22 protein-coding genes are annotated in these 23442 nt (G+C 53.6%); 11 read left to right on the top strand and 11 right to left on the bottom strand.

The window, feature by feature from the left end:
* Positions 1–130 precede the first annotated feature (130 nt).
* Positions 131–556: a GNAT family N-acetyltransferase gene (locus SBI19_RS07590; protein ID WP_317966632.1), complete on the bottom strand. Its 426-nt coding sequence runs from the start codon at positions 554–556 to the stop codon at positions 131–133.
* Between the two features lie 209 nt (positions 557–765).
* Between SBI19_RS07590 and SBI19_RS07585 the strand changes: the two genes are divergently transcribed.
* From SBI19_RS07585 to SBI19_RS07570, 4 genes are all read left to right on the top strand, one after another.
* A complete protein-coding gene (locus SBI19_RS07585) occupies positions 766–1740 on the top strand; it encodes an aldo/keto reductase family protein (protein ID WP_317966630.1) in 975 nt (324 codons plus the stop codon).
* Positions 1741–1949: 209 nt separating this feature from the next.
* A complete protein-coding gene (locus SBI19_RS07580; RefSeq protein WP_317966628.1) occupies positions 1950–2420 on the top strand; it encodes an HPP family protein in 471 nt (156 codons plus the stop codon).
* 89 nt (positions 2421–2509) lie between these two features.
* The gene (locus SBI19_RS07575) at positions 2510–3811 is read left to right on the top strand and encodes a D-alanyl-D-alanine carboxypeptidase family protein (RefSeq protein ID WP_317966626.1); all 1302 of its coding nucleotides are present in this window, start codon (positions 2510–2512) and stop codon (positions 3809–3811) included.
* Between the two features lie 205 nt (positions 3812–4016).
* Positions 4017–4574: a hypothetical protein gene (locus SBI19_RS07570; RefSeq protein WP_317966624.1), complete on the top strand. Its 558-nt coding sequence runs from the start codon at positions 4017–4019 to the stop codon at positions 4572–4574.
* A 322-nt stretch (positions 4575–4896) separates the two neighbouring features.
* On the opposite strand, the gene SBI19_RS07565 is transcribed toward SBI19_RS07570, so the two are convergent.
* The 6 genes from SBI19_RS07565 to SBI19_RS07540 are packed head-to-tail and all read right to left on the bottom strand — an operon-like array spanning position 4897 to position 11647.
* Positions 4897–6051 (bottom strand): YheC/YheD family endospore coat-associated protein, encoded by a 1155-nt coding sequence (locus SBI19_RS07565; protein ID WP_317966622.1) that lies wholly within the window; start codon positions 6049–6051, stop codon positions 4897–4899.
* Positions 6033–6536, bottom strand: coding sequence for a GNAT family N-acetyltransferase (locus SBI19_RS07560; RefSeq protein WP_317966620.1), 504 nt, complete (start codon positions 6534–6536; stop codon positions 6033–6035). Before SBI19_RS07560 ends, SBI19_RS07565 begins: the two co-directional genes overlap by 19 nt.
* Entirely contained in the window at positions 6537–7691 is a 1155-nt protein-coding gene (locus SBI19_RS07555) for a YheC/YheD family endospore coat-associated protein (protein WP_317966618.1), read from the bottom strand.
* Positions 7681–9057 (bottom strand): YheC/YheD family endospore coat-associated protein, encoded by a 1377-nt coding sequence (locus tag SBI19_RS07550; RefSeq protein ID WP_317966616.1) that lies wholly within the window; start codon positions 9055–9057, stop codon positions 7681–7683. Before SBI19_RS07550 ends, SBI19_RS07555 begins: the two co-directional genes overlap by 11 nt.
* Complete coding sequence (locus tag SBI19_RS07545) at positions 9054–10268, bottom strand: YheC/YheD family endospore coat-associated protein (protein ID WP_317966614.1); 1215 nt, start codon at positions 10266–10268, stop codon at positions 9054–9056. Before SBI19_RS07545 ends, SBI19_RS07550 begins: the two co-directional genes overlap by 4 nt.
* A gap of 14 nt (positions 10269–10282) precedes the next feature.
* On the bottom strand, positions 10283–11647 hold the full coding sequence (locus tag SBI19_RS07540; protein ID WP_317966612.1) for a YheC/YheD family endospore coat-associated protein: 1365 nt from the start codon (positions 11645–11647) through the stop codon (positions 10283–10285).
* A gap of 310 nt (positions 11648–11957) precedes the next feature.
* Between SBI19_RS07540 and SBI19_RS07535 the strand changes: the two genes are divergently transcribed.
* The 4 genes from SBI19_RS07535 (at position 11958) to SBI19_RS07520 (ending at position 14981) form a co-directional block, all read left to right on the top strand.
* The gene (locus SBI19_RS07535) at positions 11958–12293 is read left to right on the top strand and encodes a YlbF family regulator (RefSeq protein ID WP_317966610.1); all 336 of its coding nucleotides are present in this window, start codon (positions 11958–11960) and stop codon (positions 12291–12293) included.
* 137 nt (positions 12294–12430) lie between these two features.
* Entirely contained in the window at positions 12431–12724 is a 294-nt protein-coding gene (locus SBI19_RS07530) for a hypothetical protein (RefSeq protein WP_317966608.1), read from the top strand.
* 94 nt (positions 12725–12818) lie between these two features.
* Positions 12819–14183 carry a DRTGG domain-containing protein gene (locus SBI19_RS07525; RefSeq protein ID WP_317966606.1) on the top strand — a complete coding sequence of 455 codons (1365 nt, stop codon included), beginning with the start codon at positions 12819–12821 and terminating at the stop codon, positions 14181–14183.
* Positions 14184–14225: 42 nt separating this feature from the next.
* On the top strand, positions 14226–14981 hold the full coding sequence (locus tag SBI19_RS07520; protein WP_317966642.1) for a class I SAM-dependent methyltransferase: 756 nt from the start codon (positions 14226–14228) through the stop codon (positions 14979–14981).
* An 81-nt stretch (positions 14982–15062) separates the two neighbouring features.
* On the opposite strand, the gene SBI19_RS07515 is transcribed toward SBI19_RS07520, so the two are convergent.
* Positions 15063–15362: a YtpI family protein gene (locus SBI19_RS07515; protein WP_317966604.1), complete on the bottom strand. Its 300-nt coding sequence runs from the start codon at positions 15360–15362 to the stop codon at positions 15063–15065.
* A 122-nt stretch (positions 15363–15484) separates the two neighbouring features.
* Entirely contained in the window at positions 15485–16336 is an 852-nt protein-coding gene (locus SBI19_RS07510; RefSeq protein WP_317966602.1) for a helix-turn-helix transcriptional regulator, read from the bottom strand.
* A 229-nt stretch (positions 16337–16565) separates the two neighbouring features.
* On the opposite strand from SBI19_RS07510, the gene fabF reads away from it, so the two are divergent.
* Entirely contained in the window at positions 16566–17804 is a 1239-nt protein-coding gene (gene fabF, locus SBI19_RS07505) for a beta-ketoacyl-ACP synthase II (RefSeq protein ID WP_317966640.1), read from the top strand.
* Between the two features lie 282 nt (positions 17805–18086).
* Here the strand turns inward: fabF and SBI19_RS07500 are convergent, their stop codons facing one another.
* Complete coding sequence (locus tag SBI19_RS07500) at positions 18087–18584, bottom strand: sporulation membrane protein YtrI (RefSeq protein WP_317966600.1); 498 nt, start codon at positions 18582–18584, stop codon at positions 18087–18089.
* Between the two features lies 1 nt (position 18585).
* Positions 18586–18912, bottom strand: coding sequence for a YtrH family sporulation protein (locus tag SBI19_RS07495; protein ID WP_317966638.1), 327 nt, complete (start codon positions 18910–18912; stop codon positions 18586–18588).
* A 310-nt stretch (positions 18913–19222) separates the two neighbouring features.
* Here SBI19_RS07495 and SBI19_RS07490 point away from each other — a divergent pair, with 310 nt between their 5' ends.
* Together SBI19_RS07490 and SBI19_RS07485 are read left to right on the top strand one after the other, a co-directional pair.
* Positions 19223–22741 (top strand): DNA polymerase III subunit alpha, encoded by a 3519-nt coding sequence (locus tag SBI19_RS07490; protein WP_317966598.1) that lies wholly within the window; start codon positions 19223–19225, stop codon positions 22739–22741.
* Positions 22713–22973, top strand: coding sequence for a hypothetical protein (locus tag SBI19_RS07485; RefSeq protein ID WP_317966596.1), 261 nt, complete (start codon positions 22713–22715; stop codon positions 22971–22973). The genes SBI19_RS07490 and SBI19_RS07485 overlap by 29 nt, the downstream gene beginning before the upstream one ends.
* Positions 22974–23442 lie beyond the last annotated feature (469 nt).

Raw genomic sequence — 23442 nt, 5'->3', positions numbered from 1 at the left:
AAAAAATGCACCCCCTAGAATTTCATCGGATAAACCAGGGGTTTTATCCAATGTCCATTCTAAGGGGTGCACTCCATAGGGAGCGGATGGCTTCTTTGTTGTGCTGCGAATAATGTTCGACTTATGCAGGTTACAGCTTCTTGGTCATGACTACATGCGGAATACCAGCTTCATGGAAAATATCGGATACCGTATCATAACCAAGCTTCGAATAGAATGGAGCTGCTTGTGTCTGGCCATGCAGCTTGGCCTTCTCAGCGCCAAGTCGTTTGCCTTCCAGCTCCAGCGCGGTTGTGACAGCTGCTCCGATGCCGAATTTGCGGTATTCGGGCAGCACGCAGATTCGTTCCAACTTCGCTACGTTGTCGAGCAGGCGGACACGGCCTGCACCTGCAGGTTGTCCATTATAAGTAGCGAGCACATGTGCAGAGGACTGCTCATGCTCGTCGTATTCCTCCTCTTCCGACACACCTTGCTCGTCGACGAATACTTTCTTGCGAATGTTGTATACTTCATTCAAATCGCGTTCCGATTGTGCTCTGTTTACTTCGATCATAGCGAGGCCATCCTCTCGTCGATGTTCAATTAATTGCTCGGCTTTCGTAGTTGTACCATTTTGCAACGCTGAATGCAAATCTTGATGGCTTGGACTAGTTACCTCAAGTATAGCTGCTATCCTATTCGTCATTAACGCAATAACATTTCACGTCTTTCGTGAATAGGCTTGTTTCGATACAATAGCATAGAAGAAAGGGGATATTAATCATGCAATATAGACGTCTTGGCAACAGCGGGTTGAAAGTTAGCGAAATCGGACTTGGCAGCTGGCTTACATACGGAACGGCAGCGGAACGCGATGCGGCTGACAAATGCATTCGAGCAGCTTTCGACAATGGCATTAACTTTTTTGATACTGCAAACGCATACAACCGCGGAGCAGGCGAAGAGGCAATGGGCGCTGCATTGAAGCCTTATTCGAGAAGCAGTTATGTGCTGTCGACGAAAGTGTTTTTCGCGATGGGCGACGATGTGAACGAGCGCGGGCTCTCGCGCAAACATATTATGGAGCAATGCGATGCGAGCCTGCGCCGTCTCGGAGTGGATTACATCGATATCTACTTCTGCCACCGGTACGATAATTCGGTTCCTGTTGAAGAGACGCTGAGAGCGCTTGATGACCTGACCGCACAGGGTAAAATACTGTATTCAGCAGTCAGTGAATGGTCTGCCGCACAGATCGGACAAGCAGTCGAGATCGGACGCCGAATGAATCTACGTCCGCTTATTGCGAACCAGCCGATCTACAACATGTTCGAGCGGTATATCGAACGGGAAGTTATTCCGCTCAGTCAGCGCGAAGGACTCGGACAGGTTGTCTTCTCGCCTCTGGCGCAAGGCGTGCTGACGGGCAAATATAAGCCAGGCCAGCCGGTTCCGGCAGGTACACGAGCTTCGGATTCATCGGTTAACTTCGTCATCAACAGCTATTTGAATGATGAGGTGCTTGGCGTTGTTGCACAGCTGGAGGAGCTGGCAGGCTCGCTCGACTTGAAGCTGTCGCAGCTTGCACTGGCTTGGACTCTGCGTCAGCCGAACGTAAGCTCCGCGATCATCGGGGCAACGCGTCCGGAACAGATCGAAGAGAATGTGAAGGCAGTGGATGTGAAGCTTGACGCAGCTGTGCTGACGGAGATTGATGCTTTGCTTGCGCAAGTATCACATTTTGCACCGCTTCGTTAATATTCGAAATGTTTACAATTACGCATCAGGCGCTCAGAGCCTGATGCGTTTTTTTTGTCGTCAGACTATGTTGTGTCCGATCTGGTGTGGTGCCAGCCTGCCAATCGTTAGTCATTGACGATATCCAGTCCATTCTTTTACAATAGGTCTAGTTAATAAGACCCATCGCAGCTGGTTACGGAATGATGGATGAATAGAAAGGTTGAATCATGTCTAAGACTCGTGCAATCATGGCTAGTTTGTATATGATGTTTATTTATTGGGCTTCTACTCAGTTTCCGGATGTACATACTTTGTTTTTCCCGACCCTCGGGGCTTTCTGTTTGTTATTCCTGAAACGTTCGCAAGAACGCAAGGCACAAGTGAACATTACGTTCGGCGCTATTATCGGTGCTTGCATCGGCTCGACGCTCTATGCGATTGATCATGGGCCGCTGACATTTTTCATAAATGCGCTTCTGATGATCGGCTTGATTACGAAGATGAAGTGGAATGCGCCGCCGATTATGGCGATTTCGTTTATTCCATTCTTTACGCATCCGCAGGTGTTGTGGTCGCTGCCCGTATCGGTTGCAGGCTCTTTAGTGGGACTCATTGCGATGTTGTGGCTGACGGAAGCGATTGAACAAGGCATTAACGTTCGCGTTCTCAAACGCGAGGAAATAGAAACGGGCTTATAATTCCATTTCGTGCTTACTGCGAATGGAGACGCGTATACTGTACTGTATGTAGCATCTACGGGAAAACGGAGGAGACAGGAGAGATAGGCGTGGCGATAAGCACACAAGCAAGGATTCCTAATAAGGCAGGCTGGCTGCGACTCGCGTTCGCAGCCGCGCTCGTCTTGCTGATCGGTATGCAGACGTCTGCTTCTGCTGTTGTTATGGCTGCGCCCGCCACTTCTGAAACCGTTGGCGATCAGACATCGGCGACGGAAGCAGAGGTCGTTCAGAAGCCGGAAGTAGCCGCAGAGTCTGCTGTATTGATCGACGGAAGAACAGGGACAGTTTTATATTCGAAGAATGCAACGGAACAGATGTACCCGGCGAGCATTACGAAGATCGTAACGGCGATCGTAGCGCTTGAGACTGCTGACGTTTCTGATACTGTAACCGTTTCCAAAGATGCTCGGTGGGAAGAAGGGACTCGCGTCTATCTTGAAGAAGGCGAGCAAATGTCCATGTGGCAGCTGCTGCTCGGCATGATGGTCAATTCGGGCAATGATGCGTCAACGGCGATTGCCGATCATATTGACGGGTCGAAGGAGAAATTCGCTGAGCGGATGAACGCTTTCGTTCGCGAGCATGCGGGAGCGATGAACAGCCAGTTCCGCAATCCGCACGGCCTGCCGGATCCAGACCACTACACGACGGCGGAGGACATGGCGAAGATTGCGCGTTATGCCATGCAGAATGAGCAGTTCCGCGAGCTGGTCGGAACGAAGAAGGTCAATTGGACGGGGGAAACGTGGCAGACAACGCTCGTTAATCACAACAAGCTGCTCGGCACGTATGAAGGCGCAACCGGCATTAAGAACGGCTATACGACCGCAGCTGGACAGACGCTCGTCGCATCCGCCAAACGAGGCGATATGGAAATTATCGGCGTCGTGCTGAAGTCGCCTTCGAGCGACCAGCTGTATAAGGATATGCGAGGTCTTCTCGATTACGGATTCGCAGCGTTCGAGCAGAAGCGGTTGTTCGATGAGAACGAGGTCTACCATATGGAAGGCATGCCGAACGTAGATTACGTGGCAGAGAAGCCGATCTGGACGGTCGTACCCAAGGGAGAAGAACCAGAGCTGCTTGTGGACACGACAGGCAGCGTTCGCGTCCTCACTTCGCAAGGAATGACGGAGGCTGGTCACTTCCTCGTGTCCCATCATGACAATGAGGTCAAGATGCTCGCTGCAGCGACCGCCGCAGCTGCCGAGACACCGGCTGCCGTCGAAGAGGACGGCAGCAATCCGGGCCGCGCATGGACGCTCGCCGGCGCGTGCCTCCTCGGCGTCCTGGCCGGCGCCACGATGGTCTATCGCATGCGTAAGCGCAATGGCACGTCGGTGGGCTAAGTTATATAGCTTGAACAGAAAATTCAATTCCTACGGCGATTGTTTCCCGGTGTGCTACCGGTAGGCAATTGCCTTTTTTAGTTGAGTGTAATGGATTAATTTGATTTGAATTTGATGAGCGTATTCCGATATTAGTTAATAAAGGTAATATTCTTAATTTTTTCAGAAGGGGAAGTACTCCATTGAAATGAGGCGAAGAGATGTTATGACAAAATATAAGGGAGTTGTAATCGTCCCGATCGCAGCTGTATGTTGGTATTTGTGGGGATTTTATTTGTATGCGTTTATTCCCTGGCCAGACTTTGACACTACCGACAGCAAGAGTATATACGAGATCATATATACATTAGGGTTATGGTCATTTATTGCGTTCACTTTGTTTCTACTAGGGTACATTATAAATTTCTTCTTTGTGAGCAAGGAGGTACGATGGAAAACTAAAATCTATACGTTATTATTCGGAGTTTCATTCTCTTTGGTCGTTGGTAACCTTAATCATTATTGGTGGTATGAAATCCCGCCTGTATCCGAGCTGAAAGCTATTCAAATTGCAGATGCGAAAATAGGAGTTCGTTTAGAGCGTTATGAATATAAGAGAGAAGTGTATTGGGACAGGATAAATCATGAATGGGATGTGATATACGTATGGGCTGAAGGTGGGGATTGTGATGAAGTAAATATTAATAGAGTGTACACAATGACTGGTAGTGGAACTTGTAAGGATATGTTAGCAAGAGCTGTAGCAAGTGCTAACCAAAACTAACGTTAGAGTGACTCGCATACATAATCCCGCGCGAAGCGCTATATAACAACGAAGGCTGAACAGGAGTTCTAGACCTGTTCAGCCGATATGTTTTTACCCCAGGTCGCGAAGCGACGAGCGCGTGTGAAGGAACGGAGCAGGTGTATACTTCCGAAGAAGCGTCAGCGGTCGCCTTTGTCACTCGGATTGTTACCACATCTGAATTCATATAATCAGAACAATCCGAGGACAACAGCGATCGTAGGAAGTATACCTCTGCGCAGTGATGGCCGCACGCAATGGCGAAGCCCTTTTTTATCAGAACTAGTCTTTAGATTTTCGGCTAGTCATACCACCGCAGCTCATCTTCCAAGCTCGACGTCTTCACTTCCGCTTTCTTCTTCTTCTCCGCCTCATACAGATGCAGCGCATACTCCAGTGGACGCGTGATCGCGCGTTGATACGTCTTCGTGTCCCCCGCCTCCACGAACACTTCACGTGCCGGCTTCGGATTTACTTCAAGCAGCCACACACGCCCTTGTTTATCGATAGCGAGGTCCAACGCAAGCTCGCACAGCCTTCCGTATGACTGCTCGAGATGCTGCGCGACCTGCACCCCGAAAGATTCGGCATCGCGCTTCACGGTCTCGATCTTCGACTCGTTCTTAATCCACCGCTTCAACAGCGTATCCATCGTCGCGGCGTGACCGCCGCCATGCAGGTTCGAAGTGACGCTGTTCTGCGCTCCGATGCGACCTGCGCAGCCGGTTACACGCCATGCACCTTCGCCATCTTTCTGTACGAGCATCCGATAGTCATGCACGCGGCCATTGGGCAGCTTGATCGGGATGCCCTGTTGAATGAGATAACGTTTCTCCTTCAAGTGCCACGAGGACAGCTTATCAGCCAGCTCCGCTGCCGCGATGCGCTGCGGTGCAACGATGCGTCGCTGTTGATCGCGCCCTTGAAGCAGCACCTTATCGCCATCGATCCGTTCGATTCGCAGAATGCCGCGGCCGCCTGTTCCGTTAATCGGCTTCAGGTACAGCAGCGAATGTTTGCGGAGCATGGCATTCAGATCGGCAATCGATTCATACATCCGAGAGTTGGGCAAATGGTTCGAGAACCGCTTATCGCGCGACAGCGTGCGATGCACCGTCATTTTGTTTCGAAGCGGTCGATTGAGAAATGTCAGATGGCCGTACTGCTGCCGGAATCGTTTCAGCTCATCGAAGCGGCTCGATTTCTGAATGCGGCAGCGATCGTAGATCATGTTGGGAAATGAAGTCCATCGCTTCGACCACTTTTTCGTCTCTGGGTCGTAGAACTGCGCGTTGATTCGGTTTGTTTTATAATTAACGTCGCGCGGAGTGAACACGTACACATCCAGTCCGAGCTTCTTAGCTGCGGTCGTCATGCGTTGATAAATCGGCCGCTCCTCGAGCGTGCCGCTGTCATTCAAATATAAGGTCAAGATGCCTAGCACGGGCTTTGCCATGCGGTTGCCTCCTTTATAGGCACGGAAGGCTGATGATCAGTTGGTTGGAATCGAGATCCATCGGTCTGAAATCGTAAGGTTGGTTTGCCTGTCGGCCCAGTATGAAGACCAACGGCTTTTAATCCCGCTCGGAAAAATAATTGCATGCTTGCATAATTATCGCAGGCAACCGAACAGCACAGTCCACCGCATGCTTCGATCAACTCAGCGATAAGCCTGCGTCCAACGCCGCGGCCGCGCGATTCCGGATGGACAGCGATTACACAAGCGGACTCGCCGGCATCCTGTGCGAAAGCGAAGCCGACAAGTTTGCCGGCTTCGCGTGCAATGACGATGGAGGTAGGTGCTAATGGATTCGCTTCTGCGTGCATGAGCGCATGCAGCCCTTCGGCGGTTAGCCTGCGGTCACCGTAACGCTTGGCGAATGAGACGAGGCGGCTGCGCCACTGCAGCCATTGCGATGGCTTTAACCGCACAATGTCCATTTACGCCCCTCCGATCTTCGTCTTCTTCTTGCCGTATAGATATAAGCCGTAGTGGAAAATGCGCTCCAGCGACTTTTTGCGAATATGCGGTTCGTCGAACTTCATGGGTTTCGCGTTCGCCTCGAAAAACCACACATTACCTGTTAAGTCGACCCCTAAATCCATCGACATCTCGCCGAGCTCTTGGCCGGAGCCGCGTTCAATCTGCTTGGCGATAATAAGCGACGTATTTTTGGCTTTGATCATAATTTTACGCGCTTCATCCTCGCCGAATGATTGCACGAGCAGCTTCTCCGGATCCTCGATGCTGCCGCCTCTTGGCACATGCGTCGTAATGCTCGTTGTGCCTGCAAGACGTGCGCCTACGCCGGTAATATCCCATTGTCCGCGTTGATTTTTTTGAATAAGGGCACGGAGATCAAAGCGGCGTTCATTGACGGTCGCAAGCGCGATACCTTGCTGAACGATATAAGCGTCGCCCATGCTCTGCTTGCGAATTCGCGACCACAGTTTAGGGATCGTAGCGCAGTTATACGTAACGCTCTTCTTATCCATCTGGATTCGAAGGCGATAGGGCAAGTTTTTCTCGGGCGTCACTTTAACCGTCATAATGCCTTTGCCGGCTTTGCCGCTGACCGGTTTCAAATAGAGATAGTTGTATTTCCGCATCAGCTGAGTCAGGCCGGTACGGGAGAGCATCCGCTTCGTCGTTGGGATGAACGGCTTCGTCGACTTCGACAAGCGGAGCCATTCGAACAGGCTCCATTTGTTGAAGAAGGTTGGATTGAACAGCTGCGTTCTAGGATGCTTCATGCAGGCGTTGATTTTGCCGCGGACGGAAGGCAGCAGCTCATCTTCGCGAAGCGGGATCCGATTATAGATAACGTCGGGGAACGGGAAGAGCTGATTGTACCACAGCTCCTCGCGATCGTTGAACGTGTAGCCTACAAGCTGATTCTTGGACAGGTTTAAGTTCTTCGTCGTCAGCACGTAGACGATAAATCCCATGTCGCGTCCAGTCCGTATGATATCGGCGAAGTTCTCGCGATTTCCGCGAAACAGCAGCAAATCGTCTTCCATCGTCAGGATGGCCATGACGGGACGACGGGACTGAACTTCTGCCGTCTTCTCTTCTATAACCGACTCAAGATCCATCTGTTTTACCCCCCTGGAACCGGCTCAGGTATAGACAGTGGTCCAGAATATACGAGAGTGAGGCACGGCCTTGCTCCTTTAATGCCGGATGCTTGAAGATCGACCGACCAGGCTTCGAGTTCGCTTCGAACATCCAGACATCGCCGTCTTTGTCGATGCCCAAATCAAGGCCCAATTCACCCAGACGATGCGGATAGTTGCGTTCGATCGCTTCGGACAGCTTCACTGCGACCTTTTTTGCCTTATCCAGAACCTCGTCGGCATTGTCGCCGAATACACGGGACAACGCTTGCTCCGGCGTCATCAGCGATCCGCCGTTCTTCACGTGCGTCGTTACGCTGCCGCGTCCGGCCTTCTTCGCTCCGATGCCCGCAGGAACCCATTCGTTATTGATGTTCTTGTGCATGTGGAAGCGGAAGTCGATCGGACAGCCGTCGATCTCGATCAAGCGGATGCCCTGCTGGCTGACGTAATTGTTAAGCGATACGCCATGATTGTTTTGCAGCATGCGCATCATCGAGTTGAAGTTCGAGAAGCGGAGCAGCACGTTGCTGCCGCCTTTGCGATAGCGGGCGAAGTAGCCGCGCTTCGGATGGTAGGTGAGTCGGTAGATCCCGATGCCAAGACTGCCGCCTGTCGGCTTGAAGTAAAGGAATTGGTGCTTCTCGAGCATTTCTTTGATTTTGTCGGGACTTGGTCTCGACGCAGAATCCGGGAGATGCTTGAGCGCCTCAACATCGTTGTCGAGCAATTTGTACACATCGGATTTATTGAAGAACGTCCAGTTAAAGAACGGGATATTGCGCTTAACGAAACGTTCACGGAAATTCACGATGGCCGAAGTCGTTTCGGCTCTTCTGCTAGGCAGACGGTTGTATACGACGTCCGGCAGCGGAACAACGCGGCGCACCCAGCCGCCCGATCCATTCAAGAAATAGCCATTGATCGTTTCTTGCTGCCAATTAACATCGCGAGGCGTGAAGGCGAACAAATACGCCTTCTTCTCTCCTGCGCGGAGCAGCTGCCGGATATAACCGGTGCGTGAGCCGAACGGCATCGTATCGGAACGGAATGCCGAATCGCATAATACGCCAATGAGAGGTCCCAGCTGGAGCTCATTGCCGCTTCCTTGCAGCAAATACACATTGCCTGACTTCGGCACCCGAATCGATTGGCGAACGCCTGCTGACAGATACATATAGTTGCCGGAACGTTTGAGCGGCTTAACCGCTGCCGTAATGGATTCTTTGCCGAGCTTGATGTGAACCGTTTTTTGACCAGCAAGACTCTTCAGCACCGGATTCGATAAATAGACGACACGATCGGATTGTTGCGAGAATTGCACGTTACATAATGTCAAACTCATGGATGAACCTCCTGAACGTAGTCCGATGGGAACGGGGCATTGAGATGATGGCCGCTGGAAGCTCTCGACTGGAGCCGCATTCCGCCCTGCAGCTTGCGTGCATAGGACAGGAGACGACTAGCGGAAAGTTGCTCAGCCCGCTCATCTCCCGTGAGCTTAAGAGACTGACGGCCTGGCTTCGAGTTCGCCTCCAGCAGCCACAGTGTGCCGCCTTGCGAAAGTCCGAAGTCAAATCCAAATTCAGCGAATCGTCCGTAATGCTGCTCGATTAAAGGAGCAGCCTGCTGCCCTGCGTTAATGATGGTTCGCATCAGAACTTCGGCTTTGTCACCGCCATACAGACGGGACAGTCTTTCCTTCGCGGACTGTGCGGTGCCGCCGCCATGCAGATTGGATGTTACGCTGCCGCTCTGACCTACACGGCTTACGGTACATGTGCTGACCCAGCGGCCGCGGCCGTCCTTCTGCATGAGAAGCCGGACATCATGGGGCTGGTCATCAGCATCGTTCAGCGGCAGCAACGGCTGAATCAGGTAGCGGCTGGTTCCGACGAACCGATCCACCCGGTCGGCTGCTTCCTGTGCACTTGCATATCGGAAAGAGAACATCCGATTGGCTCTCGTGCGTCCTTCTACGATAACGGCTTCGCTCGTTTGGCGAATGCGCAGCGCACCACGACCTTGCGAACCGGCAGCCGGCTTCAGGAACAGTCCTTCGGGTCTGCGCCTCAGAAGCCGGAGCAGCTGATATTTGCCTCGATAAGGCCATGTAGGCGGCAGCAGCGGCACGAGCTCCGGATCGCTTACCAGCGCATGCTGCACTAGCAGCTTATCGGGAAGCTCGCTGCTGAGCGGCCGAGCGCCAGCATGGATAAGTGTCTGCAGCGCCTTCCGAATCCGAACGCGATCTTCGGCGTTCCTCGCAAAACTTCGGTCATAGACAAGATCAGGCAGCGGACAGGAGCAAGGCTCCCACCTTCCGTTTGTTCGCTCGAAGCCTTGCATGGTTCCATCCTGCACGGAACCAAAGTCGGCATCGATGACAACGACGCGAATGCGCTGCTGAGCGCCTGCGGCAGCAAGCATTCGGAGGAACCGATCCTCTGGCATTCGGATGCGAGCTGTGGATTCGGTATCCTTGCAGCCTGCTCCGACGAGCGATGCGGGAAGACGTGTGATGAAGACGGCCAGCAGCAGCCACAACCGATCCATAGTCGACCTCCGAATTAAAAGCCGGACAAATACCGGCTGTATTGAATCATTCTTAACACTGACGGACGAATTTTGAGTTCGGTCAGCGGCGTATTATCATTCTTGGAAGGCTTAGAGTTCACTTCGAGCAGCCAGACGCGTCCGGATGTATCGACGGCGAGGTCGATGCCAAGCTCGCCGAAGTGAGCCGGGATATGCTGATCGATTCCTTCTGCGATCTCAAGCGCGGCCCGCTGCAATCGTTCAGGCGCTTCCTGTCTTGCAGCGAGCAGATTCGACTTCCCGATCGCTTCTTTCACGGTGCTCAGCGTACCGCCGCGCGCAAGATTGGATACGAAATGCGCGCCGCCCGCAGTCCGTGCGACAATGGAAGTCACCGTCCATTTGCCAGAGGCGTTCTTCTGTACGAGCGCACGGAAATCGACGGGGCGCTTCGCGATGTCGATAAGCGTTAGACCTTGCTGAACCTGGTAACGGACCGTTTTCATTTTGACATTAATAGAGGAGAACAGCTTCACCAGAGATGCGAATTGCTGCTTGCGTGTGCCCGCTGTCGTTGTGAACATCGCTTGATAGCCGCCGTTATCCGTGCGCGTAATCTTGATGATGCCTTTGCCGAGGCTGCCCCTGACCGGCTTCAGAAAGACCGAATCATATTTGGAACACATCGCCTTCAGCATCGTATAATTGCGCAGCAGGTGGGACTCAGGCAAATACCGGATCAGCTTGTGATCACTCTTGAGCGCATCGAATACCTCGTGCTTGTCGAGAAACTTCTCATTGAAGACGTGAGCGGAATGGCGCATTTTGATTTCCTTCAGAAACTGCTGCACATTCGGTTTGTTCTCGAGCTTGCGCGACGTAAGCCGATTGTTGACGATGTCCGGGTACGGCATCGATATTCGCTTCCAAGCATTGTTGAATACCCAGCCTTCAACCGTTTCCGAGTCTTCGGTAATTCCGTTAGGGGTGAAAAAAAAGACATGTGCGCCTTCATTCGCGCAGCCGTCAACGAGCTCCTTACAGAACATCGTAATAGAGCCGAACGGCCGATCCGGAAGGTTCGGGTAATCACGGCTAATGAGTACGCCGATGATCGGACCAAGCGAGAGAGTCGACGTTTTCTCGGAATAGTGCAGGCGCAGTGTAGCGCTGCTCGAGAGACCGATTCGCCGGGCAAGGCTTTGATTGATGCGCATGCCGTCATAGCGGGCGACAGATACGACCTTGATTGGCTGGCGATAAGCGCCAAGCCGGAGTGTAATCGGCTGGGCTGTCGGGATTTTCCACTGCTTCAGATAAGATTCGCCCAGCATGATCGCATCGTCCGGCAGAAGGCCGAAGCTGACCGCATGGACGGCGACTTTGGATTTGAGCATCGTAAATCTCCTTCCAAGCGGGAGCGTTGACGTTGAATAGAAGGGCTATAGGTGTTTTGCACGAATTAGTTCATCATATGAGGACATCTATCCCTTGGTGATTGGCCACATTGCGACTTTCGTAAGTAGGACGACTGATTACGAGCCCAACGTTTGGCGAAACAGCGTGTTCAAACGTACGGTTGTCAGCACCAACAAAATTTTGACCAACCTCTTAAACAATTGCTTACAATATCTTGGCTGAGCAGCATGCAGAGTGGTATGATCGATGTAGTATGATGCAATTCGCGGTCATTAGGAGTGGATAAAGATGAACGTATACGATAAAGCCTATGAATTGGCGAAGTCGCTTCGCGAATCGGCAGAGGCGCAGGCGCTTCAAGCAGCTAAGCGTGCGGTTGATGGCGATGCAGACGCCAAGCGCTCGCTGGAAGGCTTCATGGAACGGCAGCATATGCTGCAGCATCAGATGATGAGCGGAGAAGAGCCATCGCCTGTTGAGCTAGAACAAATGAATAAGTTGTATGAGGTACTGACGCTTAATCCGCTGATCAGTCGTTATTTTGAAGCGGAACGGCGGTTTTCTGTCCTGTTCGAGGACGTGAATCGGATTCTAGGCGAAGGCTTGAAGTCGCTGCTCGATTAACCGCAAGCAGGGCGGCGGACGAACGGTCTAATGCGTGAATCGCTCGCATACGTTAATAGGGACAAGCGCATCGATACGTCTTATATGGCGAATGGAATGTGCTTACGCCTATTAGGGTAATGCGAGGAGGATTCTCAATGTCTGGAACAATCCGCAACGTCATTTATCTGGCTGTCGCGATTGCGATGGTGCTGTACGCGCTGCCTCGTATAGAGTTTGGGCAGAGCTGGACGCTTAGTACGGTATTCGGAATTGTATGGCTTGGCTTTGCTCTCATTGTGATTAGCGCGCAGCTGTATCTATTGTTCGGGGTCAAGGAACGGCAGAAGCAGCGGCTTGCGCAGATCAAGCGTGAACGCAACGCGATGTGGGAACGTCGTCTGCAGCAGCCCGTTCAAGCGCAGATGCGCTATCGTCGTTCGAAACAATGAGCAAAGCCCGATGCCCGGCAGGGTACCGGGCTTTTGTTGTGCATGAAGCGTTCGCGGTGAGCAGCAGGATAGATCATAACAGGGGGCTGTCAGCATGACGAAGAACGGGGGCACAGGCATCGACGGCGATGCAGCTCTAACGAAGCACGAGCAAATCTTGGCGGCCATTGAACAGCTGGAGATCGGCTCCAAAATATCGGTGCGCGCCATCGCCAAATCGCTCGGCGTCAGCGAAGGTACAGCCTACAAGGCGATCAAGGAAGCGGAAGCTTCCGGTATCGTCAGCACGCGCGAGAGGATCGGAACGGTTCGAATCGAGAAGCGCAGCAGAGGCAATTCGATTCAGCTTACCTTCCGCGAGGTAGCGGAGATGGTCGAAGGGCGCGTGCATGGCGGCGAGAACGGTTTGGACAAAACGTTGAACAAATTCGCCATCGGCGCCATGGAGCTTGAAGCGATGCTTCGCTATATCGATGAGGGCAGCCTGCTTATCGTCGGCAACCGCGAGAATGCGCATCGCGTTGCGCTGGAGCAGGGAGCTGGCGTGCTTGTCACCGGCGGCTTCGCACCAGGCGAAGAGATGAAGCGGCTCGCAGACGAACGGGAGCTGCCGATCATCGTATCTCGTTATGATACGTTCACCGTTGCGTCGATGATCAACCGCGCGATGTACGACCGTCTCATCAAGCGCAAAATCATGCTCGTCGAAGACATTGTCGCGATGAGCAAGCCGGCGCAGGTGCTTCGGCCAACGGATGTTGCGTCGGACTATCATCGGCTGTCTGCCGACTCCGGCATGTTCCGCTTCCCCGTCATTGATGAACGGGGCCGCGTTATCGGCATGATCGCAAGCAAAGATGTGATCGGCGCACAGGATGACACGCTTGTTGACCGATTGATGACGAAACATCCGATTACGATCGCGCCGAACATTGCCGTTATATCGGCAGCCCATACAATGGCTAACGAAGGTATCGATCTGCTGCCTGTCGTTGACCGTCATCGGAAGCTGCTGGGCGTCGTCAGCCGCAAGGACGTACTGGATGCGATGCGATATGCAGGCAAACATCGGGAGACGGGCCAGACATTCGATGATCTCATGTGGGATGGCTTCGTCCAGGAAGAAGTGGAAGTTGGCGTCGATCAGTACGAATATCATTATACTGGCAAAATAATGCCGCAAATGTCAGGGCCGCTCGGCACGGTGTCCGAAGGCGTGCTTGCCGCGCTCATGATGGAGGCGGCAAGGCGGTTCGTGCGCATTGTCGGCAAACACGATTACGTCATCGAAAGCTTGACGACCTATTTCATGCGTCCGGTGCAAATCGACAGCGACATTCGTCTGACCCCTCGCGCGCTAGAGATCGGACGCAAGTTGTCCAAGCTGGAGGTTGAGGTTGCGGACAGCCGCGGATTAGCGGCTAAGGCGATGCTGACGGTACAGACCATTGAGCCATAGTCGAATAGAAGAGGAGGCAGAATGATGCCATCAGGAGCGGAAATGGACAGTAAAGAAAGGTTCTCGAATCGGGTGGATGCTTATGTGAAATACCGGCCTAGTTACCCGGTTGAGGCGATTGCACATCTTTATAAAGGAATTGGCTTGAGCGAGACCAGCATCATTGCCGATGTTGGGGCAGGTACGGGCAAGTTCTCCGAGCTGCTCCTGAATCAAGGCAGTCAAGTGATTGCCGTAGAGCCGAACAAAGAAATGCGCGAGGCAGCGGAGCAGAAGCTTGGCGCCAATCCGAAGTTTCAAGCGGTTTCGGGTTCTGCAGAAGCAACCGGCCTTCCGGACAGTTCCGTTGATTTCATCGTATGTGCGCAAGCGTTCCACTGGTTTGACCGCGCTGCAGCGCGTCAAGAGTTTGCACGTATCCTGAGGCCAGGCGGACAAGTCGTTCTGATCTGGAATTCGCGCATCATTAGCGGCACGCCGTTTCGCGAAGCTTATGATCGGCTGCTCCATACGTATGGCATCGATTATGCGAAGCTGATGCATAAGAATATATCGCCTTCGGATCTCGCTGCTTTCTATGCGCCGAAGCCGATGGAAGAGGCAAGATTCATTTATAGCCAGTCGTTTGATTATGAAGGATTAAGCGGCCGTATGCACTCGTCTTCTTATATTCCTACGCCAGAGCATCCACAGTATGCACCGATGATGAAGGAGCTCCGTTCGATCTTCGATCAGAATGAGCAGGACGGACTCGTGCCTTTCGAATACGAGACCGAGATTTATTGGGGCGAGCTGTAAGGACATTCATTGATTGCAGAAAAAAGGGTTGAGCAGAAGTAACACGACTGCTCAACCCTTTTATTGTCCAACTAGAAATCCTTATCCTCGCTTCGCAAGCTGGCGATACGTGCTCTGATTGCGCAGTCCGGCGAAGATGTTGAATACGCCTAGAACGAGCAGTACAGCGCCGATTACGACCTTCAGCGTAGAACCGGAGAAAGCAAGCATCTGGAACAGTGCGATCATAATCAGCATCGCGCCCATGCTGATGTTCGTGCGTGCTCCATTCAGTCCGCGAACGATCGGATCGGGAGAACGTCTAGCTTTGAAGCTGTAAGTTACAGATACAACCGAAGTGACAATAATGGCTATGGTCAACAGCCAGTGCAGTATGTACATGGTGTTAGCTCCTTCATTCTTAATAGACTTATTGTAGCATAAAAAGGGGCAAGCCCCGCAATGTGCGTAAAGAGCGACGTTGCAACCCGGTACATCAGAATAAAGTGCCTATTAGCGGTCTGTTAACTTGGTGAGTCAAGCAGCTTGCGCAGCTTGCTCTCCGTTGGTGTATCCGGTGCTGGCGTATACACGCTGAGCCGGAGGTCGGTGTCGCCATGCTGCTGCAGCGAGCTGAGCTGGAATTGCATTTTGCCCGCCTTCGCGTGGCGGAATTCGATAATCACTTCAGGAGCCGTGCTCACATGGCTGCGCTCCCATAACGGCTGAAAGTCGGGATGCTGTTCGGACATGTCGCGAAGAAACTGCTCATACCAGCTGTCCTCCACATACTGGCCGTAGTACGAACGGAAGATGGCTAGAAAGCCGCTGGCGAAATGTTCCCAGTTGATCGCAAGCCGCTTCAATTCCTGGCGGGAGAACAGCAGCGAGATCATATTGCGCTCTTCTGCCGGTATAAGACCGAAATCCAGAAACACATGTGCAGCCGCTTCATTCCAGCCTACGATTCGGCATCGTCGATCCGAAACGATCGTCGGGCAATATCTCAGTTCCTTCAGAATGCGCAGCAGCGAATGCGATAACTCGGGTGTTGGCTCAGGCTGAGAGGCTGCGGTCCCGCTGCTGCTTCCTGCATCCAGTGCCAGCGAGAATAAGTAGCTGCGCTCATCCCGCGTCAACCGAAGCGCGCCTGCCACCGCGTCCAGCACTTGCGGGGAGGCTTGAATATCTCTCCCTTGTTCCAGCCATGTATACCAAGTCGTGCTGACGCCCGCCAGCTGCGCCACTTCTTCTCTTCTAAGTCCCGCTGTCCTTCTCCGAATGCCCGCAGGCAATCCGACCGTCTCCGGCGATAACTTCGAGCGCTGGTTCTTTAAGAAAGCGGATAGAGCTGCCAGCCGCGCCGCATGATTCATTGTCGGTCATCCTTTCGAATTGGAATCGAACAATCCCCTTATTAAATCAACATCTCATTTGCTGAACGGATTCATATCAGAGATTTCTTGTTTCGGATTAGAAGTAGTAATAGTACTCATTATACTAGGATAACCAACAACTTGTAATAGGATAATCCCTGTGACATGATACTTAATACCAGGTACTAAGTCAATCATAAGAGATGAAACGATGAAGGGAATGATTGCAATGGAAAGAGCGGTCGTAACAGGGATGGGAGTCATTTCACCGTTAGGTCAAAATACAGGTTCCATGTGGGAGCGGCTTATTCGAGGCGAGTCGGGCATCCAGGCAATCGAAGGGATCGATGCGAGCAGGCTGCGCAGTAGAATCGCAGGTGTTGTAACGGGATTCGATGCGGAAGGCCGCTTCGGCCGGAAGGATGCTCGGAAGATGGACCGTTTCGTTCAATTCGCACTGGCAGCTGCGGAAGAAGCTGTTGCAGACGCGGGATTAAACATGGAACAAGCGGATCGAGAGAGAGTAGGCGTATATGTCGGTTCTGGTATAGGCGGGCTTACTACGATGCTCGAACAAGATGGGACATTGAGAGAGCGTGGACCGGAGCGGGTATCGCCACTACTCGTGCCGATGATGATCTCGAACATGGCGGCAGCGACGATCAGCATCCGGTATGGAGCGCTTGGTCCAACGCTCTCTCCTGTTACAGCCTGCTCCATCGGCAATACCGCGATCGGTGAAGCGCTGCGGCTTATCCGGCTTGGTCTTGTAGATATCGTAATTGCAGGTGGGGCGGAGGCGGCGATTACGGAGCTGTCGCTTGCCAGCTTCGGCAATGCAACAGCATTGTCTACCCGCAACGAGGAACCGGCGTTGGCAAGTCGTCCGTTCGATGAACAGCGGGACGGGTTCGTTATGTCCGAAGGCGCGGGCATAGTCGTTCTCGAATCGTTGTCCCATGCGAAGCGGCGCGATGCGCGAATCTATGGTGAAATCATCGGTTATGGCGCAAGCTCGGATGCCTATCATATGGTTGCCTCGCATCCGGAGGGAGCGGGCGCTCAGCTTGCCATGCGCCATGCGCTTGCAGACGCCGCCATTACACCTGAGGATGTAGATGTAATCAGCGCACATGCGACAAGCACAGGCGTCGGCGACCATTCGGAAGGACAGGCGATCAGCCGATTGTTCGGGGAGCGGGCGGATCACATTCCAGTCACAGCGAATAAATCGATGCTCGGCCATATGCTAGGCGCAGCAGGCGGCGTAGAAGCCGTCGCGCTTATTCAGAGCCTGCGCGAAGGCATCGTCCCGCCAACTGCCAATCTGGAGAAGCTTGATGCGTCATGCGGGTTGACGAACGTACCCAATCAGGCGATCAAGCGTCCGCTCGCCATCGGATTGTCCAACTCATTCGGCTTCGGCGGGCATAACGCGGTCATCGTTGCCAAACGATATGACGAATAGAGGCAGCGGACTGTAGGTGCAAATCTGCACCTATGAGAGGTCGATTGGCTATAGGAGCTGAATGTAGGTGCAGATCTGCACCTATGAGGAGCCGATCGGCTTTGAGGGCTGAATGTAGGGGCATATCTGCACCTTCTTGGGCAGGCCTAGTGACGAAGACTGACGTTGGCGTCCTGTCGAAAGAAGAAAAAGCGTGCTTAGCTAAGGCTAAGTCACGCTTTTTCTGCATATGAGTCAATTACTTATAGACTTTGGCTTTGACCTATTGTTATCACTCGGCTCCTAAGCCGGCGGCCGCTCGTAAATAGTGGCACGCACCCACACCTGCAGCACGTTATCTACGACGAGCACCGTGCGAATGCTGACCTGGTAATCGGCGCCGCGAATGCCGGCGTACAGCTTGTTCTTCAACAACGTCCGCGCCATGTCGGCGTTCTCATCGATCGAGTAGATGCTTTTGCCAATGAATACGGACAAATCTTCCTTCAGCCGCTTCTTCAGCTCGGTTTCCACGAGCACGTTGAGCGGCTTTTCGTCATCCTCAATGATAGGGACAATGCTCTTGATGACGGTGTGCTTTTTCTGCAGCTTCTGAAGCTCGTAGATGTCCCGCCCGCTTTGTTCAAGCTGCTCCTTCAACTGACCATTTAATTTAGCAACGGTATTGAAATTGTTCATGAAGATCGAATGGTAGACCGCCGCCCCTATGACGCTGCCGAGCAGCAGTACGACGCTGTAACGGACATAACGGTAATACCGCTCAAACGGGGGGATACGCATGCTAGTAAGCCCCTTTGCATATTGCCTTGATCAGCTCCGTTCCCATATGCGCACCTAGGAAGGAGCAGAGGATGTAGAAAATTTGAACGACCACCGGGGACAAATGTCCATCCAGCATGTTGCTCTCGATGAGACGCATCGGATCGACTGAGCCGCCGATTGCTGCGACGATCGCCCATATTTTGAGCTTCGTGGCTGTTTCTACCATGATTACTGCAGGGGGAGCTAGCACGAATACAGAGCCAATACCTGCGAGTATAGAACCGCCAACGACGACGCCGAAGGCGATCATCATATCTACAATAGCTTTAGCCAGAACACTGTTCAGCATCTCATGCAACCTCCTGTTCCGCTCAGCCGCCATTTCTGCGCAAGGACGACTCTCTTGGCCTGTCCGGCCTCTGCTTCATTGTATGGGCTCCTAGCGCTGCAATATGATGAGAACTTTTAGAGGTCGTGCAAAAAGTCCGTTTTTTGATTACGAAGCAAGTCAGTTGCTGAGGTAGAGCGTCGAGGGCCAGTCCAGCTCGTCAATAAGAATTTGATCTTTTCCTGTTGACTAGGAAACTTATAAATTCTTATGTGGTAAAATAGAATCATATTCGATCCATTGCACGGCAAGGGAGGTATGAGGCGTCATGAACGCTGCGGAACAAGAACGGAATCGATTCGTGCATTTGCACGTTCATAGCGAATACAGTCTGCTTGACGGCGCTGCGCGCATTCGCGAGCTGGCAGCAAGAGCGGCGGAGCTTGGGATGGATGCGCTTGCGCTCACCGACCACGGAGTGATGTACGGTGCCATACCGTTCTACAAAGCATGCCGAGAGCATGGTATCCGGCCGATTATCGGCTGCGAGGTTTATACGACGGCAGGGTCGAGGTTCGACAAAGGAACGAGAAAAGAAAACCCGATCTATCATCTTATTCTGCTAGCGAAGAACGAGATTGGTTACCGCAACCTGATGAAGCTCGTTTCGATCGGCCATTTGGAAGGGATGCACTATAAGCCGCGCATCGATATGGATGCGCTTGCGAGCCATGCAGAAGGACTTATTTGCTTAAGCTCATGCCTTGGCGGCGAGGTGCCGCAGCATTTGCTCCACGGCAGAAGCGATGAGGCGAAGGCGGCCGCGCAGCGGCACCAAGCGATTTTCGGCGACGATTATTATATTGAGCTTCAAGATCACGGCCTGCTTGAGCAGCGCAAAGTGATGCCGGAGCTTATCGCACTTGCCCGTGAACTTGGAATCAAGCTGGCGGCAACGAACGACGCGCATTATTTGCAGCCAGAAGATGCAGCTATGCAGGATGTGCTGATTTGCATCGGAACGGGCAAAACCGTCGACGACGAAGATCGTCTGAAGATGGCTACGGACCAGCTCTATCTCAAGAGCGGCGACGAGATGGCGGCGCTGTTCCGGCATGTGCCTGAGGCGATTGCGAACACGCTGGAGATTGCGGACAAATGCCATTTGGAGCTGACGCTCGGACGAGCTGCTCTGCCTACCTTCCGGCCGGTGCCGGAGGGAATGACGAGCGCTGATTATCTCGAGGAGCTGTGTCTCAGCGGGCTGGAAGAAAGATACGAGGGGATGCCGAGCGCGGAAGCGAAGGAGCGTCTTCAGTATGAGCTTGCCGTCATTGAGCGGATGGGATACAGCGATTATTTTCTCATCGTATGGGATTTCATTCGGTTCTCGCATGAGCGGGGCATTCGAACGGGCCCTGGACGGGGCTCGTCGGCAGGAAGTCTCGTTGCTTATGTGCTGCATATTACGGATGTCGATCCTCTCAAATACAAGCTGCTCTTCGAGCGTTTCCTGAACCCGGAACGGATCTCGATGCCCGATATCGATATCGATTTCAACGACGAGCGTCGGGATGAAGTTATTGCTTATGTGAGCGCCAAATATGGCGAGGAGCATGTGGCGCAAATCATTACTTTCGGTACGATGGCTGCGAAGGCGGCGGTACGCGACGTGGGACGTGCCATGAATGTGCCTTACGGAGAAGTCGACCGCGCGGCGAAGCTGATTCCGAATCAGCTCGGCATTACGCTGGAAGAGGCGCTGCGCACGAGCAGCGAGCTGCGGGACGCATGCGCGAAGCAGCCTCGCACGGATGCGCTTCTGAAGATGGCGATGAAGGTGGAGGGGATGCCCCGCCATGCTTCCACCCACGCGGCAGGCGTCGTTATTTCGCAGGAGCCGCTGACGCATTATGTGCCTTTGCAGGCAGGTACGGAGCGGACAGCTCTTACCCAATACTCGATGGAAAATTTGGAAGCAGTCGGTCTGCTGAAGATGGACTTTCTCGGTCTCCGAACGCTATCGATCGTCGAGCGTACGCTTGGTTGGGTGAAGGAACTCTATGGCCGCGACATTGACTTCCGTCATGTGCGGGATGACGATCCGTTGACCTATGCGATGCTTGGCCGCGGAGAGACGACGGGCATTTTCCAGCTTGAGTCGGCTGGCGTTCGCCGCGTGCTGAAAGAGATGAAGCCTTCGGCCTTCGAGGATATCATCTCCGTGCTCGCGTTGTATCGTCCAGGTCCGATGGAGTTTATTCCGAAGTATATACAAGGCAAGCATGGAATTGCCGAAGTCAGTTATCCGCATCCTTCGCTTGAGCCGATTCTGTCCGATACGTATGGCATTATCGTCTACCAGGAGCAGATCATGCAGATCGCCTCGTCAATGGCAGGCTTCTCGCTCGGCGAAGCGGATTTGCTCCGCCGAGCGGTCTCGAAGAAGAAGCGTGAAATACTGGACGAGGAGCGGGCGCATTTTGTCGCGGGCAGCTTGAAACAAGGCTACGCAGCTGATGATGCGAACCTTGTCTATGACATGATTGTAAGGTTCGCCGATTACGGTTTCCCGCGTGCGCATGCCGCAGCTTATGGCGTGCTGGCGTTCCAGACCGCTTATCTGAAGGCGCATTATCCGGTGCCTTTCATGGCGTCCATGCTTGCCTCCGTGACGGGCAATCAGCGCAAGACAGCGGAGTATGTGGACGAATGCCGGCGGATGGGCATCGCGGTGCTGCCGCCTGATGTCAACGAGAGCGGCATTACGTTCACGCCTGTGAATGGAACGGTTGGTGCAGTCCAACAAGAGCAGGAGAATGGCGCGGATGAATCGGAACGATTAGCCGTGTCGCAGGATAATTCGGATCTGGATGCAGAGCGTCATAAAGGCGCCATTCGATTCGGTCTTGCGTCCGTGAAGAACGTAGGTACGCAAGCGATCGATTCTATTATGAAAGAACGGGTGGAGCGTCCATACGACAGCTTAGCCGATCTGTGCCGACGCGTTGATCTGCGGGTCGTGAACAAGCGTGTTATGGAGTCGTTGGTCATGTCCGGCGCGACGGATTCGCTGCCTGGGCATCGCGCGCAGCTGCTTGGCGCTCTGGATGAGGTGGTCGAAGCGGCATCCAAATGGCGGAAGGACCGAGAGGAGCTGCAGCTCGATCTGTTTGGCTTTGAAGAGGTCATCAACTGGGAGGTAGAGCTTCCTGAAGTACGTCCGTACACGACGGGGCAGAAGCTCGAGCTTGAACGGGAACTGCTTGGCTTGTACTTGTCCGGCCATCCGATCGATGCGGCGGAGGAATCGCTTGCGCCGCATGGCGTCGATCGGCTTGTCGATCTCGCCGAACAACCGGATGGTGCGCTGGCCGTTCTGCCGGTGATGGTCGTATCGATGAAGCCGATGATGACGCGCAAAGGCCAGGCCATGGCGTTCCTCGAGGTCGAGGATCGGATCATGCGCGTCGAAGCGGTCGCGTTCCCGGCGTTCTGGAAGCGGCACGCGGACAAGCTGGAGAAAGGCGGCATCGTGCTTGCCCTCGCCGCCGTCCAGCATCAGGACGACGACTTCAAGCTGCTGCTCGAAGACGTCGTCCCCCTGGGCGGCCCTGACCCTAATCTAGCGGGTCAGGTACGCCGCCTGCGGCAGCAAGCGCGCGTGCGATCGCCGCGCGCCGCTGCCGAGGCCCCGGCGCGCACAGGCGGACCCGCGCCGGGCCCGGCTGGCGCCACGCCGCGAAGCGGCGGCACCGCCTGCGGGGGCGAAGCCCGCAGGCGAGCGGCCCCCGCAGGGGGCCGGCGGCGGGGCGGCTGTGCAGCCCCGCCAGGCGCCACCCGCTAAGCGTGCGCAGCGGGTGTACGTCAAGATCGCAGCCGGACGCGAGCATTCGTCCGTGCTGGAGAAGCTCAAGCAGCTGCTCGTATCCCATCCCGGGCCGCTGGCCACGGTATTGTTCTACGAGCTTGACCAACGTATGCTCGCCCTAAGCGAACAATACAGCGTCAAGCCTTCGCCAGAGCTGTTCAACGCCGTAGAAGAGCTGCTAGGCAAAGGCGCAATAGCTGTCAAATAGGGGCTTCCCCTATTGATCCCCTTTTACTTTTTATAAAACCAAACAAAATGAAGGTTTCTACCCACCTAAATCCTCCCTGCTAGGGAGGACCCCCGGGGTTAAAGCGTATGCTCTCGATGTGGTTTCCTAACGGAAACCTTTACCCCGGAACGGGGCGTGGGATAAGTGACTTCCTGCTGGCAGCCGCGTGCGTATCAGGCACAGCTCAAATGTTCGGCGGTTTCTTGAATAGTGTGTTGTCGTACGAGAATAAGCGCTGCATGCAACGCTTATTTTTTTGTTTAATCCCTTATCCCGCAACACATTTTCAACCCGCAAAAAGTAAGCTGTGCCTAAAGGGCACGCGAGTCCCACCACACCGTACGCGATTCCGCCTCTGTTATTCCAACGTTCCTCATCCGGGGTCCAGGCGTTGGAATCCCATGGGGTCCTCACTTGCAGGGAGGAGTTAGGCGGGTAGAAAAATTGG

The sequence above is a fragment of the Paenibacillus sp. CCS19 genome, assembly GCF_033239625.1.
Classification (GTDB): Bacteria; Bacillota; Bacilli; order Paenibacillales; family Paenibacillaceae; genus Paenibacillus_T.
Note: the sequence above shows the minus strand (reverse complement) of the source record. Positions and strands in the feature narration are given on the sequence as shown.